Origin of the sequence: Syntrophotalea acetylenica, from assembly GCF_001888165.1 — a bacterium.
Lineage (GTDB): Bacteria > Desulfobacterota > Desulfuromonadia > Desulfuromonadales > Syntrophotaleaceae > Syntrophotalea > Syntrophotalea acetylenica.
On record NZ_CP015455.1, the window covers coordinates 858411 to 873392 of the forward strand.

General features: G+C 59.0%; 12 protein-coding genes and 1 pseudogene. 3 read left to right on the forward strand and 10 right to left on the reverse strand.

Annotation, left to right across the window (positions count from 1 at the left end; translation table 11 throughout):
- Nucleotides 1–132: 132 nt before the first annotated feature.
- The 5 genes from pgl to A6070_RS03915 all read right to left on the reverse strand — a co-directional run bounded on the left by pgl (nucleotide 133) and on the right by A6070_RS03915 (nucleotide 5333).
- Nucleotides 133–819 (reverse strand): 6-phosphogluconolactonase, encoded by a 687-nt coding sequence (gene pgl / locus A6070_RS03895; RefSeq protein WP_072287134.1) that lies wholly within the window; start codon nucleotides 817–819, stop codon nucleotides 133–135.
- 88 nt (nucleotides 820–907) lie between these two features.
- Complete coding sequence (zwf, locus tag A6070_RS03900; protein WP_072287135.1) at nucleotides 908–2416, reverse strand: glucose-6-phosphate dehydrogenase; 1509 nt, start codon at nucleotides 2414–2416, stop codon at nucleotides 908–910.
- Nucleotides 2409–3830 carry a decarboxylating NADP(+)-dependent phosphogluconate dehydrogenase gene (gene gnd, locus A6070_RS03905; protein ID WP_072287136.1) on the reverse strand — a complete coding sequence of 474 codons (1422 nt, stop codon included), beginning with the start codon at nucleotides 3828–3830 and terminating at the stop codon, nucleotides 2409–2411. Before gnd ends, zwf begins: the two co-directional genes overlap by 8 nt.
- Before the next feature lie 163 nt (nucleotides 3831–3993).
- Entirely contained in the window at nucleotides 3994–4644 is a 651-nt protein-coding gene (locus tag A6070_RS03910) for an ATP-binding cassette domain-containing protein (protein ID WP_072287137.1), read from the reverse strand.
- A 2-nt stretch (nucleotides 4645–4646) separates the two neighbouring features.
- Nucleotides 4647–5333 (reverse strand): ABC transporter permease, encoded by a 687-nt coding sequence (locus A6070_RS03915; protein WP_072287138.1) that lies wholly within the window; start codon nucleotides 5331–5333, stop codon nucleotides 4647–4649.
- Between the two features lie 250 nt (nucleotides 5334–5583).
- Between A6070_RS03915 and A6070_RS03920 the strand changes: the two genes are divergently transcribed.
- Nucleotides 5584–6357 carry an ADP-ribosylglycohydrolase family protein gene (locus tag A6070_RS03920; protein WP_072287139.1) on the forward strand — a complete coding sequence of 258 codons (774 nt, stop codon included), beginning with the start codon at nucleotides 5584–5586 and terminating at the stop codon, nucleotides 6355–6357.
- Between the two features lie 249 nt (nucleotides 6358–6606).
- Here A6070_RS03920 and A6070_RS03925 read toward each other — a convergent pair whose 3' ends face one another.
- The 5 genes from A6070_RS03925 to A6070_RS03945 all read right to left on the reverse strand — a co-directional run bounded on the left by A6070_RS03925 (nucleotide 6607) and on the right by A6070_RS03945 (nucleotide 10087).
- Nucleotides 6607–6801 (reverse strand): hypothetical protein, encoded by a 195-nt coding sequence (locus tag A6070_RS03925; protein ID WP_072287140.1) that lies wholly within the window; start codon nucleotides 6799–6801, stop codon nucleotides 6607–6609.
- A gap of 89 nt (nucleotides 6802–6890) precedes the next feature.
- The gene (locus tag A6070_RS03930; RefSeq protein WP_072287141.1) at nucleotides 6891–7697 is read right to left on the reverse strand and encodes an amino acid kinase family protein; all 807 of its coding nucleotides are present in this window, start codon (nucleotides 7695–7697) and stop codon (nucleotides 6891–6893) included.
- Nucleotides 7698–7865: 168 nt separating this feature from the next.
- A complete protein-coding gene (locus tag A6070_RS03935) occupies nucleotides 7866–8459 on the reverse strand; it encodes a DUF4125 family protein (protein WP_072287142.1) in 594 nt (197 codons plus the stop codon).
- 21 nt (nucleotides 8460–8480) lie between these two features.
- Nucleotides 8481–9407, reverse strand: a complete 927-nt coding sequence (locus tag A6070_RS03940; RefSeq protein ID WP_072287143.1) for a DUF4037 domain-containing protein — start codon at nucleotides 9405–9407, stop codon at nucleotides 8481–8483.
- Between the two features lie 14 nt (nucleotides 9408–9421).
- The gene (locus tag A6070_RS03945; protein WP_072287144.1) at nucleotides 9422–10087 is read right to left on the reverse strand and encodes a tetratricopeptide repeat protein; all 666 of its coding nucleotides are present in this window, start codon (nucleotides 10085–10087) and stop codon (nucleotides 9422–9424) included.
- A 676-nt stretch (nucleotides 10088–10763) separates the two neighbouring features.
- On the opposite strand from A6070_RS03945, the pseudogene cutC reads away from it, so the two are divergent.
- Both cutC and A6070_RS03955 read left to right on the forward strand, forming a co-directional pair.
- Nucleotides 10764–13133: pseudogene (gene cutC, locus A6070_RS03950) on the forward strand (choline trimethylamine-lyase); the annotation flags it as partial.
- Nucleotides 13134–13463: 330 nt separating this feature from the next.
- Nucleotides 13464–14855, forward strand: coding sequence for an alginate export family protein (locus A6070_RS03955; RefSeq protein WP_072287146.1), 1392 nt, complete (start codon nucleotides 13464–13466; stop codon nucleotides 14853–14855).
- The last annotated feature ends 127 nt before the right edge of the window (nucleotides 14856–14982 follow it).

The window sequence follows — 14982 nt, forward strand, 5'->3', positions numbered from 1 at the left end:
ACCTGCGCATCCCTTATAGCTGTGTGGAAGCTATCCGCCGGGCAGTGGATGAGCGGCGCAAGCGCCAGCCAAAACAGCGGTGATTTGCACGGGCCGGATGCCGGAGAAGGCATCCGGCCCGTGCCGTTATGATCATGTGCCGGCCAAATCGTCCAGCAAAACATGCAGCGGATTTTTCGGCATGATATCTGAGATCGGAAGTTGCCTGCCTGCCTTCCAGTCTTGTATCGCTCCATGTTTTTCCATGCCGGTCACAAGCACCAGCACCTGTTCGGCCTGTCCGAGCGAGAAGGAGCTCAGGCTGACGCGCTCGGCAGGTGGTTTCGGTGCATTTGTGACAGGGACGACGAGGCGATCCATCAGGGGGCGGTGCCCCGGAAACAGGCTCGCGGTATGGCCGTCTTCGCCGAGGCCGAGAATCACCAGGTCGAAAGGCAGGACGCCGACGATTTCATCGGTGTAACGTCTGGCGCCTTCTGCCGGTCCGAGTTCCGCGGGGATGACATGAATTTGCCGCCGGGGAATAGCCACATGATCGAGCCATATCCGGGCGGCCATGGTGCTGTTGCGTTCCCGGTGCGCCGGCGGGAGGCAGCGTTCGTCGCCGAAATAGATATGCCAGCGGCGCCAATCCGCATTCGCGTTGGCCAGAAGCCGGTAGGCCGCTTCCGGCGTGCGGCCCCCGGCCAGAACGATGCGGAACCGGCCGTGCCGGACGATAGCCTCCTTTGCGGCCGCCAATATGCGATCCGCCGCATTTTCAGCAACGGCGTCGGCATCGGCTAAACAGTGCCATATGATTTTTTGTTCATCGGTCATCGGTCAGTTGTTTCCGCTTTTAAACTAACAGCTTACAGCTTACAGCTTACAGCTTACAGCTTACAGCTTACAGCTTACAGCTAATAACCTAGAGCTTCTCCATGCCGCACCCACACGCCCCGAGGGTGTGTCGCCAGGATTGACAGGCACTGTCGAACAGCCTGTCGGCGGCCCGTGGACCCCAGGATCCGGCGGGATAAAGGTGCAGATCTTCTCCCGGTTTCGACCATGCCTTGAGTACGGGGTCGATGATTTGCCATGCCTGTGTGACTTCCTCGTAACTTAAAAACAGAGAGCGGTCACCGCGAACAATATCAAGCAGCAGTTCTTCATAGGCATCATTGACGGTCTCATCGGCTTTTCGGAAGGCGGCGTCGAGAGCGGTCTGGCGTGTGGCGAGCGCCTCTCCCGGCGCTTTGACGGTCATTTCCAGGCGCAGACACTCGTTGGGCTGAATGCCGATCAACAGCCAGTTGGAGGCATCGCACCGGATATGGCTGGAGCGGAAGAACTGCTGGGGCGGTTGTTTGAAACAGATGGCGACCATGGCCTGTTTGGCAGTCATACGCTTGCCGGTGCGCAGCAGGAAAGGGACACCGGCCCAGCGCCAGTTGTCGATATGGAGCTTCAGGGCGGCAAACGTTTCGGTGTGACTGTCGGCAGCCACCCTGCCTTCATCGCGATAGGCGATGACGTCATCGGGGCCGACCTTGCCGGCATCGTACTGGCCGCGCACGGCGTAGTCGCCGATGCGGTCGGCGGGGATGGGGCGGATCGATTTGAGAACCTTAAGCTTTTCGGCGTGCAGGGCCTCGGCCGCCATCGAAACCGGCGATTCCATGGCAACGAAGGTCAGCAGTTGCAGCAGGTGGCTCTGGATCATATCGCGCAGGGCACCGGAGGCATCGTAGGTCGCTCCGCGTTTGCCGATGCCCTGCGGTTCGGCATGAATGATCTGGATATGGTCGATGGTGTCACGGTTCCAGAGGGGTTCCATCAATACGTTGCCGAAACGGAACACCAGGATGTTGCGTACCGTTTCCTTGCCGAGGTAATGGTCGATACGGTAGATCTGCTCTTCGCGCAGATGGTTGGACAGTTTCTGCTGCAATATCGCGGCGCTTTGCAGGTCGTTTCCGAATGGTTTTTCGATGACCACCCGCCGCCATCCCAATTGCTCCTCCAGCAGGGCCACCCGGTCCAGGTTTTCGATAACGCCGGCATAGTCCGACGCCCCCAGGGCCATGTAAAAGGCGGTATCCGCGGGAAAACCCTGTCGATCGGCGAGTCTGGCCTGCAACTGTTTATAGAAATCGGCTTGCCGCAGATCGCCCTGCATGTAATCGACACGGTCGGCAAACCTGGTGAAAACCTCCTGCTGAAGACCGCCCCGCACAGTGCCGGACAGGTCGGCTCGGGTTTCGCTCAACCAGGCGTCACGGTCCGGATGCCGCCGCCCGGTGGTGAGGATGCGCGTGCCCGGATGCAGGCGTCCCGCGGCATCGAGATGGTAAAGGGCCGGCAGCAGCTTGCCGCGTGCCAGATCGCCGGTCGCACCGAAAATGACGAAAGTGCAGGGTTCGGTCATGTTATTCATCGGGAGGGTCCCAGTCGGTGTGAAAGAACGTGCCGCGCGGTCTATCGGTCCGCTCGTAGGTGTGGGCGCCGAAAAAGTCGCGCTGGGCCTGCAGCAGATTGGCCGGCAGGCGGGCGCAGCGGTAACCGTCGAAAAAGGTGAGGGAGGCGGCCATGGCCGGCAGGGGGATGCCGAGCCCGATCCCCAGCGTTAGCGCCTGCCTCCAGCCTGTTTCGGCGCGCCGTAATTGTCCGGCAAAGAAGGGCGCCAACAGCAGACTCTGCAGCTCGGGATCGGCGTCAAATGCAGCGGCGATGTCGTCCAGAAAGATGCTGCGGATGATGCAGCCGCCGCGCCAGATAAGGGCAATCCCCCGGTAATCGAGATCCCAGTCGTAGGCCGAGGCAGCATCTTTCAGGAGCATGAAGCCTTGGGCATAGGAAATAATTTTGGAAGCATACAGTGCGTCGTGGGCGAATTGCAGCGTCTCTTCATCCGCTTTTGGCCACGGACGCAGCGGCGCGGCGGGCTGTTGCGCCGCCAGCAGCCGTTCTTCTCGGCGGGCGGACAAGTTCCGGGCAAAGACCGCTTCGTTGATGGTGGTCAGCGGGGTATTCAGTTTCAACGCTTCGATGGCCGTCCAGCGCCCGGTTCCTTTCTGCCCGGCGGTATCGAGGATTTTGTCGATAAGCGGGGTCCCGTCATCATCCCTGGCGGACAGAATGCGGGCCGTGATGTCGATCAGGTAGGAATTCAGCGGACCACGGTTCCAGCGATGGAACAACCCGGACAGTTGTTCCGGGGACATGTGCAATCCGGAACGCAACAGATGGTAGGTTTCCCCGATCAGCTGCAGGTCGCCGTATTCGATGCCGTTATGCACCATCTTGACGAAGTGCCCGGCGCCCTGTGGTCCTATCCAGCGGCAGCAGGGCTGGCCATCGACGCGTGCGGCGATGGCCTCGAAGATCGGTCGGATATGCGGCCAGGCGTCGGGATTGCCGCCAGGCATCAGGGAAGGTCCGTGCCGCGCGCCCTGCTCGCCGCCGGAAATGCCGCATCCTACAAACAGCAGTTTCTGTGCGGACAGTGCCGTGCTGCGACGACGGGTGTCGTCCGGATGGGAATTGCCGCCGTCGATGATGATGTCGCCGGCTTCCAGGTGCGGCACCAGCAACCCCAGGGTATCATCGACCGCCTTGCCCGCGCTGACCATCAGCAGGATCTTGCGGGGGCGCTTCAGGGCCAGCGCCAGTCCGTCGATGGAAAAACAGGGCAGAATTCCGTGATTCGCTTCCGGTGAGGCGGCGAATGATTCGGTTCTGGCAGTGGTGCGGTTATAGACCGCCACCCGATAGCCGTGATCCCGGATATTCAACGCCAGGTTCTGTCCCATGACCGCCAGGCCGACAACGCCGATGTCCGCTTGCTCCATGCTGCCTCCTCCTGCAAAGGCCTGCGCTTGAACCGTCTTTAACGATTATCACAGAAATGCCGGTGGCGCAAAGCACCGCGCAAGGCAGCCTCCGGGCTGCTCCGGAGCGGGGGCGCAAAACGGTTTGCCGAAACGGCGGGAGGGCGCGCCGCACACGGTTTATTCAGGCGAGGCGTCCGTCCTCCATGCGAATGATGGTGCTGTTGAGACGTTCCGGCTGATCCGGGGAGTGGGTGGCCTGGATGATGGTCATGCCCTGTTCCACCAGCAGCGGCAGCAGTTTGTCGAAGGCTTCGATGCTGGCGCGGTCCATGTTGGAGGTTGGCTCGTCAAGCAGCAGCAGCCGGGGACGCAACACCAGCGCCCGGGCGATGGCCACCCGCTGCTGTTCGCCGCCGGACAGTTCACGGGCGCTGCGCCGGCCGAACCCTTCCAGCCCGACCATTTCGAGGGCACCGTGAATCAGGCGGTGCTGGTCCTTGCTGTTGGTGCCGCGCATTTTCAGCCCGTAAGCGATGTTGTGGTGCACAGAGCGGCTGAAAAGGTAGGGGGATTGGTGCACCAGGGTGATGTCCTGACGCAGCCGCAGCAGGTTTTTTTTCTTCCAGACCACCTTTTCGCCCTGGAAGACCATCTCTCCGAAGGTAGGTTTGAGCAACAGCGCGACAATCTGCAGCAGGGTGCTTTTGCCGCAACCGTTGGAGCCTACCAGGGAATAGATTTTCCGGGACTCGAAACGGATTTCCTCGAGTTGCAGAGCCAGGTGGCTGTTGTAGCGTTTTTCGATGGCGTGCAGCGCTAAAAAAGGGGTCACGGTTACCTCTGTTGCAGGAAGTTCAGAAACATGTTGATAAGCAGGGCGACCGACAACAGGAAGATGCCGAGGGCCAGGCCGAAGGCGAATTCCCCCTTGCTGGTTTCCAGCGCGATGGCGGTGGTCATGGTGCGGGTATAGCCGCGGATGTTGCCGCCCAGCATCATGGCGACTCCGACTTCGGCGATAATTCTTCCGAATCCGGCGATAATGGCGGCCATCACGCCGAAGCGGATCTCCTGCATCAACAGCAGGGCCCCGCGGCTGGTGCTGGCACCGAGGGTCAGGGCGGTCGGCATGATGCGGCTGTCCGAAGCGCTCAGTGCGCCGAGGGTATAGTTGGCGATGATCGGCGTGGCCAGGATAATCTGCCCGACGACCATAGCTGTCGGGGTGAACAGCAGGCCGAACTGCCCCAGGGGGCCTGAACGGCTGAAAAATCCGTACACCACCAGTCCGATAACGACCGTCGGCAGGGCCATGAGGGTATTGAGCAGGGTAATGACCGCGCGCCGGCCGGGAAACTGTCCAAGCCCGATGGCCATGCCGGCCGGAACGCCGGCGACGGTGGAGAACACGATGGCGATCAGGGACACGTACAGAGAGGTCCAGACCGTTTTGTAAACCTCGGGGTCCCATGAAAGGATCAGTACAAAGGCTGTTTTGAGCGAATCGAATATGAAATCCACAGCAAGCTCCGTAATGCCTGGCGTTTTGCGATCGCCAGAGAGAATGTCCGCCGTCAAGGTCGTTGCGATGAGCGCAGGGGGATAACGGGCGGATATGCGATTTGTTGTGGATTATATAGCGTTGCCCGGGGATTTGCCAAGACCTTTGAACAATCACCCGAGGTTTGTCTCCCCGTCGATGCACGGGGCGTCGCTTCGGCCGTGTTATAATTGATCGAGGTGCAGGTGGATTTGTGCGGGAGGTGCGGCTATGCTCGGGGCTTTGGCTGGCGATATTATCGGTTCGCGGTTTGAGTGGCACAATATCAAGACCAGGGTTTTCGAACTGTTTACGGACAGCTCGCGGTTTACAGACGATACGGTATTGACCGTGGCACAGGCCGACGCCCTGCTTACCGGGGAATCCTTCGCCCGGAAATTGAAAGAGTATTTCCGCCTGTATCCCGACGCCGGCTATGGGGGGATTTTCCGGCAATGGGCCGGTAGCGATTCTCTGGAGCCGTACAATTCCTTTGGCAACGGCTCGGCGATGCGCGTGAGCCCGGTCGGATGGTATTTTAACGACCTTGCGGAGGTTCTTGACGAAGCGCGCCGCAGCGCCGCCGTGACCCACAACCATCCCGAAGGCATCAAGGGGGCCCAGGCGGTGGCGTCGGCCATTTTCCTGGCCCGCAGCGGTGAGTGCAAATCCGCCATCCGGGAATTTGTCGCCGCGCGCTTTGGTTACGATTTCAAATGGACCCTCGCAGACATCCGGCCCTGGTATCACTTCGACGTAACCTGCCAGGGGTCGGTGCCCCAGGCTCTGCAGGCCTTTTTCGAGGCCGACGACTTCGAAGATGCCATCCGCAATGCGGTTTCCATTGGCGGCGACAGCGACACCATCGCCTGCATCACCGGGGCGGTGGCCGAGGCCTTTTGCGGCGCGGTGCCCGATGTCATCGCCAAGGAAGCATTCAGTCGCCTCGACGACAGGCTGGCCCGTGTGACGAAGTGCTTTCTGGCGGCCATCGGGCGGCAATAAAAAAAGCGGCCCACCACAATTGTGGCGGGCCGCAGTGTTGCCTTGCCTGTTTACACAGCCTCTAGTCTAGTTTTCATCCGGAAACGGCCCTTTTCCGCCGTGGCGGCGTCAATCCGCAGGCTTGCTTGTGCGGCGTACCGATGTACGCCTCCGCGCAACCCCTTGATTTCCTTGCCACAACGAAAAATTGCTCGTTCCCCATATGAAAACTACGCTGTATCCATCCGGAGTTTCCGGATGGATACTAACCTAGTGCTTCGGGCCGCGTTTCAGGGCGATAAGCTCCGCCCCGAGTTCTTCGGCAATCTGTTTCAGCTCGCACATGCGCATGTGCTTGCTGTAAACCTTGAGGTTCACGTCCGACACGGCACCGACGATGTAGCGCGGAGTTTTGGCGCCGTCCACAATTTTTTCCCGCTCGCGGTAAAAAATCTTGCCTGCCATGGTGTCCTCCTCTCGTTGTACCGCTCTGGATAGCGGTAGATACAGTTGCACTTATAGTATACCACTAAATGCCGGTTCGAGAGCAAGTTTCAGGCGCGAATTACGGTCCCGATCGGCTCGCCGCGCATCGCCCGGATGATGGTTCCGCGTTTGTGTCCGTTGACGATGCGAACTTCCTTGAGGTTGGCGGCATCTTTGAGCAGGTACAGCAGTTTGCGCTCCAGAACCATGTCCTCCATGTCCATGGCCAGCAGTTCCTCCGCGGTTATTTCGGGGATCAGTTTCGCCTCGGGATTGACAAAGGGATTTTCGGTGAACAGGCCGTCGACGTTTTTGACCAGAATGCAGCTCTGGGCGCCGAGCACCTCGGCCATCAAAAACGCCCCGGTGTCGGTGCGGTGCGGGGGGATCAGCCCGGTTCCGGGCGGATGCTCGAACAGGCCGTAGGGGGGCGTACCGTGGGTGACGGGCAGAAAACCGAGCTTCAGCATCATCGGCAGGTCAAGCAGATCGTCGCTCTTGATACGGGTGCCTCCATAGGGCGATAGCAGCAATGCCATGATTTCGGCGTTCTGCTCGCTGATTTTGCCGGCCAGTTCCGCCAGCACACCGGTGGGCATGCCGAGGTCGATGCCGATGTCGAGGATATGCCGGACCCGTACGCCACCGCCGGTGACGACCAGCAGTTTGTGGTTCCTGGACAGTTCGCCGAGTTCCTGTACCAGGGGGATCACCACTTCACGACCGTAATCCATGGTGCCATGTCCGCCGATCTTGATCACGTGCAGATCGGGAATGAGCCGGATCGGCTTGATATGCGCATGGGATTTCATCAGCCCTTTGCGCACCAGCGATTCACCTTTGAGCTTATTTTCCAGTTCGTGTCTGTTCCCCATGTTCGACCTCCGGTTCTGGAATAGCGTCACTTTCAGTGCGTCTTCTCGAAGCGTACCAGATCCAGGGCGGCATTGCAGGGTCAGCCGGGGGAAACGTGCGCTGAGAGCCGCCCCTGACCGCGGACAACGGTTGTAAGGAAAGGTCTGTCGCTTCGGCGCCGGCGTTTCTTATCTGTCGGAAGTTTTGTTTTTTTCCTCCAGGGTCTTCTCAAGCGCTTGCAGCGAATCGAATCCCCACTCTGCCGCCAGGTGGCGATAGGTGGCTTCGGACAGGCTCGATCCGGCCCGCTCCAGCTCCTGCAGGTCCTGAAGCAGCAACGCCAGGGTGCTCTCTGAATAGGTTTCCAGCTCGCCTCGCAGGTAGGTTTCAAAAGAGGTCACGCCGGGGCTGTCCTGAGCCTTGTCCAGCGGCCGCCCGCCCCGCATCAGGAAGGGATACGCCGCAATGAAGCGTTTTTGCCCGTCCAGTGCCATGGCGATGATGGTGTCGATAACCGGGCTGGCATTGTCGCAGGGGATGAGATTCTCCATGCGGGCATATTTGATGGCCAGAAGATTGCGGCTGTTTTTGCGGGCCTGCTGCAGGTCGGCCAGGTAGCTCTGGAGGGTTGCGAGCGACCAGGCCGCAAACTGGGCCCGCCGGTGCAGTTTGAAGCTCTCGGGGTCCTGCTGGCAGCGATAGGGCTGGTCGGTCGGAACGGCGAGGAACATGGCCAGTTCACATTCCAGAATCTGGTCGGTGATTGTTGCACGATGGCTCATAAACAGCACCTTTCCTGGTTTTCAGGGTGAAATAGAGAAGTTTTTTCTCAATACGGGGTCGGCAATACCGGCCTGCACGGGGAACGCGTGGTCGAGCAGAAAGTTGCCGCGGGCGTCGCTCAGCCCCTGCCTGCGCAATTCGTCAATGATGAATTGGCAAAGCTCCTCGATGATGGAAAGCTTTTCCGCATCCTCGGTGCTGGTGACCAGGCAGGTGATTTTTTCGTGAATCACCGCGCCGAGAATGGGCAGTCGGGCCGTGGCCCGGTGCAGCCACTTGTAAAATGGCGGGTAGCATCGGTTGAGCAGAAATGCCATGGACATCAGGTCGTGGCAGAACTGCATTTCGGCATAGCGGCTGGCAAAAGGATCGCCGCGCCGCATGCTGCGCGCCAGATTGTACTGGCCGCTCTGCGCCAGGGTCATGCAGCGCGAGGCAATTTTTTGGCGACGGATATCTTCCGGGTAGTAGGCGAGCAGCGCCTGGCGCCATGTCGAAAAAACGCCCGCGGGATCATGGAACACTGCGCCGTTGGTACAGACGCTCAGATTCTGCTCCGGCAGCCGCAGCCATTCCCGCAATGCTGTTGGCGGATGGTCGAGGCCCGTATAGCGACCATAAAAATTCTCGATGCTCATGACCCCCACGCGATGTTCCTCGCCGGGGCTGCTGCGGCGCGGACCGTACCCGGCATAATTTGGTGGCAGGCTGCGGTAGCCAGCCTGCAGCTGCGCGCCCCAGGTCGCGTAATCCTCTCCAGTCAACCACAGGCAGAAGCCCGGTCCCCAGTCGTGATCGCGGGAGATGGCGTCATCGAAGCCGTAACACTCCGAGCCTGGTCCGACGAGGCCGACGGCGATCCTTGGCCACAGATCGCCGAAGCGGCTTTCGAGCATCGGTTGGCCGTGGGCCAGGAAAAATTCCCGCGCCAGTTGTAATCCCTGCATGATGGTCTGTGCCCTCAGTTGTTGAGCGTGTCGATGTTTTTTTGTGTTTCCAGAGCCTTGTCCTGATTTCCCGACTGCCGATATAGCGTGAGAGCCTGTTCAAAGTGTAACAAACCGGCGTCCTTGTCGCCGCGCATGGCGTGGATATAGCCGATATTGGCGTGCTGATCCGCGATTTTTTCCGCCAGGGCCATCTCCTCGAACATCTCCAATGCCTGCTGGTAATAATTCAGGGCGTCTTCGTAGGCCTGGCGGTCGCGGCACAGCGACCCCATGTTTCCCAGCTGTTCGGCTGCTCTCTGCGTCTGCCCGCATGCCTGGAATCCAGCCCTGGCCTCACCGAACGCCGCCATGGCTTCCGCGTGTCGCTGCAGGCGGCTCAAAAGCAGCCCGATATTGTTCTGCACGGCGGCAATACGTGCCTTGTCAGCGTCGGGCCTCAGAATGGCAAGAACCTCCCGATAAATATCCAGTGCCTGGCCCTGGCGGCCTGTGGCAAAACAGATGTCGGCCATGATCATGCGCTGCGTCGCCTCGCCGGCCTTGTCGCCAGCTTGCTCACAGAGCCTGGCGGCTTCCGCAAAAGCGTCAAGCGCGGCATCATAGGATGCGGTTTTCAAATGGCCGAAGCCTGAATCGGCAAAGGATTTTGCCCTGTCGGCGGCGGTGTCGTTTTTCATGGAACCTCCAGTCGCGAACGGCGTGCTTGCATGGCAAGGAATTGCTGTGTTCATTCTGCCGCAAACAAGGCCTGGGCTCAATAGGAAATGAACGTTATTTTGAGAGCAGTCAAACATTTTGGAGCCCGCAATGCTGTTGAATGTGTTTGCTCTGGCCATCGGGCGGGCATGTGGCGTGGAGGCGTCTGAATGTATACGACTTTTCAGGCCGCTGAAACGGTGTCTTTGGCGTCTTCGGGCTGCTGTCGCTTGCTGTTTTGTTAAGGTTTGTCCGATAAGTTGTGAGGTGTATTGTCCGTCGGAGGGCGCGAATTATCTTGCGCCCGGCGGGTGATCAAAATTGTGGTTGCGGTTTAAGGTATTGAAAAAACGTGGCAGTCGTGGGTTTTGGTGGTTTATGGAGAAGAGCGGTGCGTGAAAGGTTCTTTGCAAAAAATGTTTTGTTGTGGTTAGGTTTTTACTCTTGACAACAAAAACGAACATCATTTACATTGATTTCGAACACAACAGTTCATTCTTTTGAGCGCCTGGCCCCGCCGGCCGGAGAGGATGGGCTTCTGGTTGAGAGTGTCTAACCACGGTTGCTAACCTTTTACACCCAAAATAACGGAGGTTGATCATGGCAGGAACCTGTTGTGGGGGAATGGCTGAAGGCGCCACCCGTAAAAAGTACGAACTTCCCGAACGGATTCAGCGTCTCAAGGATGCCTACCTGCAAGTAAAACCCAGCATTGCCGTCGGTCGCGCCCTGGCTTTTACGGAAATCACCCGACAGAACCCGGGCCTGCCGAACATTCTGCGTCGCGCCCTGGCGTTCAAGAAGGCCTGCGAGGATGCGCCGCTGCTGATCCAGGACGACGAGCTGATCGTCGGGCATCCCTGCGGCAAACCTCGTGCCGGTGCCTTTTCCCCGGATATCGCCTGGAAATGGGTGCGCGACGAACTCGACAGCATCGGTACCCGTTCGCAGGATCCTTTCGAGGTCAGCGATGAAGACAAAAAAATCATGCGTGAGCAGATCTTCCCTTTCTGGGAAGGCAAGTCCCTCGATGAAGTCTGTGAAACCCAGTATCGCGAAGCGGGACTGTGGGAATTTGCCGCCGAGGCGTTCGTCAGCGATCTGTCCTACCATCAGGTAAACGGCGGCGGCGACACCTGCCCCGGTTTCGACGTGATCCTGTTCACCAAGGGAGTAAGCGGCATCAAGGCCGAGGCCGAAGCCAACCTGGCGACGCTGTCCATGGACGTGCCGGAAGACATCGACAGGATTTATTTCTACAAAGCCGCCATTCATACCTGCGATGGTATCATCACCTACGCCAGTCGTCTCTCCGCCTACGCCAGCGAACTTGCGGGCAAGGAGCAGAATCCCGGGCGCAAGGCCGAACTCGAAAAGATTGCCGAGGTCAACGCCCGCGTGCCGGCCAATCCCCCGCGGACCTTCCAGGAAGCCCTGCAGTCGATCTGGACCATCGAGTCGCTGTTTGTCATCGAGGAAAACCAGACCGGTCTGTCTCTTGGCCGTCTCGACCAGTACGTCTATCCCTGCTACGAAGCGGATGTCAAAGCCGGTAAACTCGAAGAAACCGAGGCCTTTGAACTGCTGAGCTGCTTCATTATCAAGTGCGCCGAAATGATGTGGCTGACCAGCGAACTGGCCGCCAAGTATTTCGCCGGCTACCAGCCTTTCATCAATCTGTGCGTCGGCGGCCAGAAACGCGAAGGCGGCGACGCTACCAACGATTTGACCTATCTGGTGATGGACGTGGTGCGCAAGCTTGGCGTGTATCAGCCGTCTCTGGCCTGCCGCATCCACAACCAGTCGCCGCACAAGTATCTGCAGAAGATCGTGGAAGTGGTCAAGGCGGGTCTGGGCTTCCCCGCCTGCCATTTCGACGATGCCCATATCAAGATGATGCTGCGCAAGGGCTACGATTTCGAAGACGCCCGCGATTATTGCCTGATGGGCTGCGTCGAGCCACAGAAATCGGGCCGTATCTATCAGTGGACCTCCACCGGCTATACCCAGTGGCCGGTCGCCATCGAGTTTGTTCTGAATCGCGGCGTGATGAAGTGGCACGGCACCAGGCAGGGCCTCGATACCGGCGATCTGGATCAGTTCGCCACCTACGAGCAGTTTGACGCTGCCGTCAAGAAGCAGATCGAATATATCTGCAAGCTGTCGGCTATCGGTACCGTCATCAGCCAGCGCGTGCACCGGGACGTGGCGCCCAAGCCTCTGATGTCCCTGTTTGTGGAAGGCTGCATGGAGACCGGCAAGGATGTGACCGCCGGCGGCGCTGTCCTCAACCATGGTCCCGGCCTGATTTTTTCCGGCCTGGCCACCTATACCGACTCCATGGCCGCCATCAAGAAGCTTGTCTTCGACGACAGGAAATACACCCTGTCCGATTTCCAGAAGGCCCTTGACGCCAACTGGGAAGGCTACGAGCAGATGCGCCAGGATTGCCTGAGCGCACCCAAGTACGGCAACGATGACGACTACGCTGACAGGATCGCCGCCGACCTGGTCGAATACACCGAGAAGGCCTGCCGTCAGTTCAAGATGCTGTATTCCACCATGAGCCACGGGACCCTGTCGATTTCCAACAACACCCCCATCGGCGAAATCACCGGTGCCACCGCCGACGGCCGCCTGGCCTTCACGCCGCTGTCCGACGGCATCAGCCCGGTGCAGGGCGCCGACAAAAAAGGCCCCACCGCCATCATCAAGTCGGTCAGCAAGATGAATGTGGAATCGATGAATATCGGCATGGTGCACAACTTCAAGCTGATGGAAGGCGTCCTGGAGACCCCCGAAGGCGAGGCCGGCCTGATCACTTTGCTGCGCACCGCCTCCATTCTGGGCAACGGCCAGATGCAGTTCAGCTATGTCGACAACGAAACCCTGAAGCAGGCTCAGCAGAACCCGGAAGAATATCGCGACCTGATGATCCGCGTAGCGGGATACAGTGCCTTCTTCGTGGAACTCTGCAAGGAAGTGCAGGACGAAATCATCAGCCGCACCACGCTGCAGGGGTTTTAGGCGGGCCGCCATCCGGAGTTTCCGGATGGCGACCAGGTAAGAAGATTCCCGGCGGGCCGGCATATGGCCCGCCGGAGGGTTGCCGAAAAACCTGTCACGGAAGATAGTGATGAAAATTTGAACTTTACAGCGTTGAGTCTCTGGGTGGCACGGTTTTTCAAATGTAATTTATGGTGTTATGCCGCAATGCATCAGGAAGGAATGGCGTTTGCGTGTCTTGATGGTGTTGCACGATCGGCAGGTTAACTCGCATTTGAACTTGGCAGTCGCTGGCGGATTGTGGCGCGCCGGCGCACTGGGCGAGAAAATACTCGATGGAGGAACAAGGCAATGAGCAAAGCAAGGTGGATTAAAAGTCTGCTGCTCGGACTGCTGGCCGCGGGCGTCGGATTCGGCGCGGCGCCGGCCGGTGCGGAAATCTACGCAATCGACTACAATGGCTTTCATGCCGGCGCCGGCTTGAGTGCCGCCATGGGCACCTTTCACACCAACAATTCCAATTTCGGGGCTGGCGGCGTCAAGAACGGCGACAAGGATAACAGCTGGTTTGAAGTCTATATCATGCCCAGCCTCAACATGTCCTACGACACCGGAAAATTCGGTACCTTTTACGGCGAGTTTTCCTATGTCGGCACCCAGACCTTCGGCGGTATCGATCCCGCCGGTTTCTCACAGACCTTCGGCGGCAGCGAAAACCCCGGCGACTGGGAATCCGAATTGTTCTATGCCGGTTGGAAATCCGGCAACCTGATCCCCGGCCTGCCTGAAAACGTCATCGACATCAGTTTCGGTGAGCAGGTGTTTTCCGTCGGCGACGGTTTTCTGATCGCCGACGGCGAATTCGACGGCGCCAAAGGCTGTTACTGGATCGCGCCCCACAAATCCTTCCGCGAGACCGCCATCCTCAAAGTCAACACCGAACCGGTGCGGGCCGATTTCTTCTATCTGAAGGCCGACAAGGATTATGCCGATACCGAACTGTACGGGGTGAATGTCGAGTACATCAAGGACGGTTTCGGCACCCTCGGTGCTTCCTGGATGACCATCACCGACGCCAATGCCTTCTATGAAGACGGCGTGACCGAGAACTTCTATGCCAACCGCGATGGCATGGATGTCTGGAGCGTGCGTTTTCAGGGGAATCCGTTGACCGCCTGGGGCCTCGAAGAACTCTTCCTGTCCGGCGAATACGCCGACCAGGCCGGCGGTGACCGGGCCGACGTCGATGCTTACGGTTACTATGTCGAGGCGGGCTGGACCTTCGGCAACCTGCCCTGGACGCCGACCTTGAGCTATCGGTACGCGTTTTTCTCCGGCGACGATGCCGATACCTCCGATTACGAATCCTTCGATCCTCTGTTTTACGGTTTTCTGCGCGGCTGGGGCACCCATTTCATGGGCGAGGTGGTTGGCGAATATCATCTGTTCAACAGCAACCAGCAGATCCAGATGGTGCATCTGAACCTGGTTCCGACCGATAAGCTCTCCGTCGGCGCCATCTACTACAACTTCAAGCTCGACAAAAACAACATTTTCGGCACGCCGGTGACCAGCGACGAGTATGCCGACGAAATCAATCTGTACGCCGATTATGCCCTCAACGACAACGTCTGGCTCAGTGGCGTGTTCGGCTGCGCGTTCCCCGGCGAAGCCGCGGAGCAGTACTGGGGCGACGATCAGGCCATGATGGTGGTTGAAGCCTATGTAACCTTCACTTTCTGACCCTGACGTGGCTGTCATGGCCGCAGGGCAATTCTCTTACGGGCTCCCCGCTCGGGCCGATCGGCTTGCGGGGAGCCTTTTTGCGAAATGTGTACGAGACAGGGATTGCCGTTGAGGCATGGTTTGA

Excerpts from the sequence above, each read along its gene's own strand:
- A6070_RS03945 (WP_072287144.1), bottom strand. The coding sequence starts at position 10,087 with ATGAAAAACGACACCGCCGCCGACAGGGCAAAATCCTTTGCCGATTCA.
- A6070_RS03920 (WP_072287139.1), top strand. The coding sequence starts at position 5,584 with ATGCTCGGGGCTTTGGCTGGCGATATTATCGGTTCGCGGTTTGAGTGG.
- A6070_RS03930 (WP_072287141.1), bottom strand. The coding sequence starts at position 7,697 with ATGGGGAACAGACACGAACTGGAAAATAAGCTCAAAGGTGAATCGCTG.
- A6070_RS03955 (WP_072287146.1), top strand. The coding sequence starts at position 13,464 with ATGAGCAAAGCAAGGTGGATTAAAAGTCTGCTGCTCGGACTGCTGGCC.
- A6070_RS03925 (WP_072287140.1), bottom strand. The coding sequence starts at position 6,801 with ATGGCAGGCAAGATTTTTTACCGCGAGCGGGAAAAAATTGTGGACGGC.
- A6070_RS03940 (WP_072287143.1), bottom strand. The coding sequence starts at position 9,407 with ATGCAGGGATTACAACTGGCGCGGGAATTTTTCCTGGCCCACGGCCAA.
- A6070_RS03935 (WP_072287142.1), bottom strand. The coding sequence starts at position 8,459 with ATGAGCCATCGTGCAACAATCACCGACCAGATTCTGGAATGTGAACTG.
- pgl (WP_072287134.1), bottom strand. The coding sequence starts at position 819 with ATGACCGATGAACAAAAAATCATATGGCACTGTTTAGCCGATGCCGAC.
- gnd (WP_072287136.1), bottom strand. The coding sequence starts at position 3,830 with ATGGAGCAAGCGGACATCGGCGTTGTCGGCCTGGCGGTCATGGGACAG.
- zwf (WP_072287135.1), bottom strand. The coding sequence starts at position 2,416 with ATGAATAACATGACCGAACCCTGCACTTTCGTCATTTTCGGTGCGACC.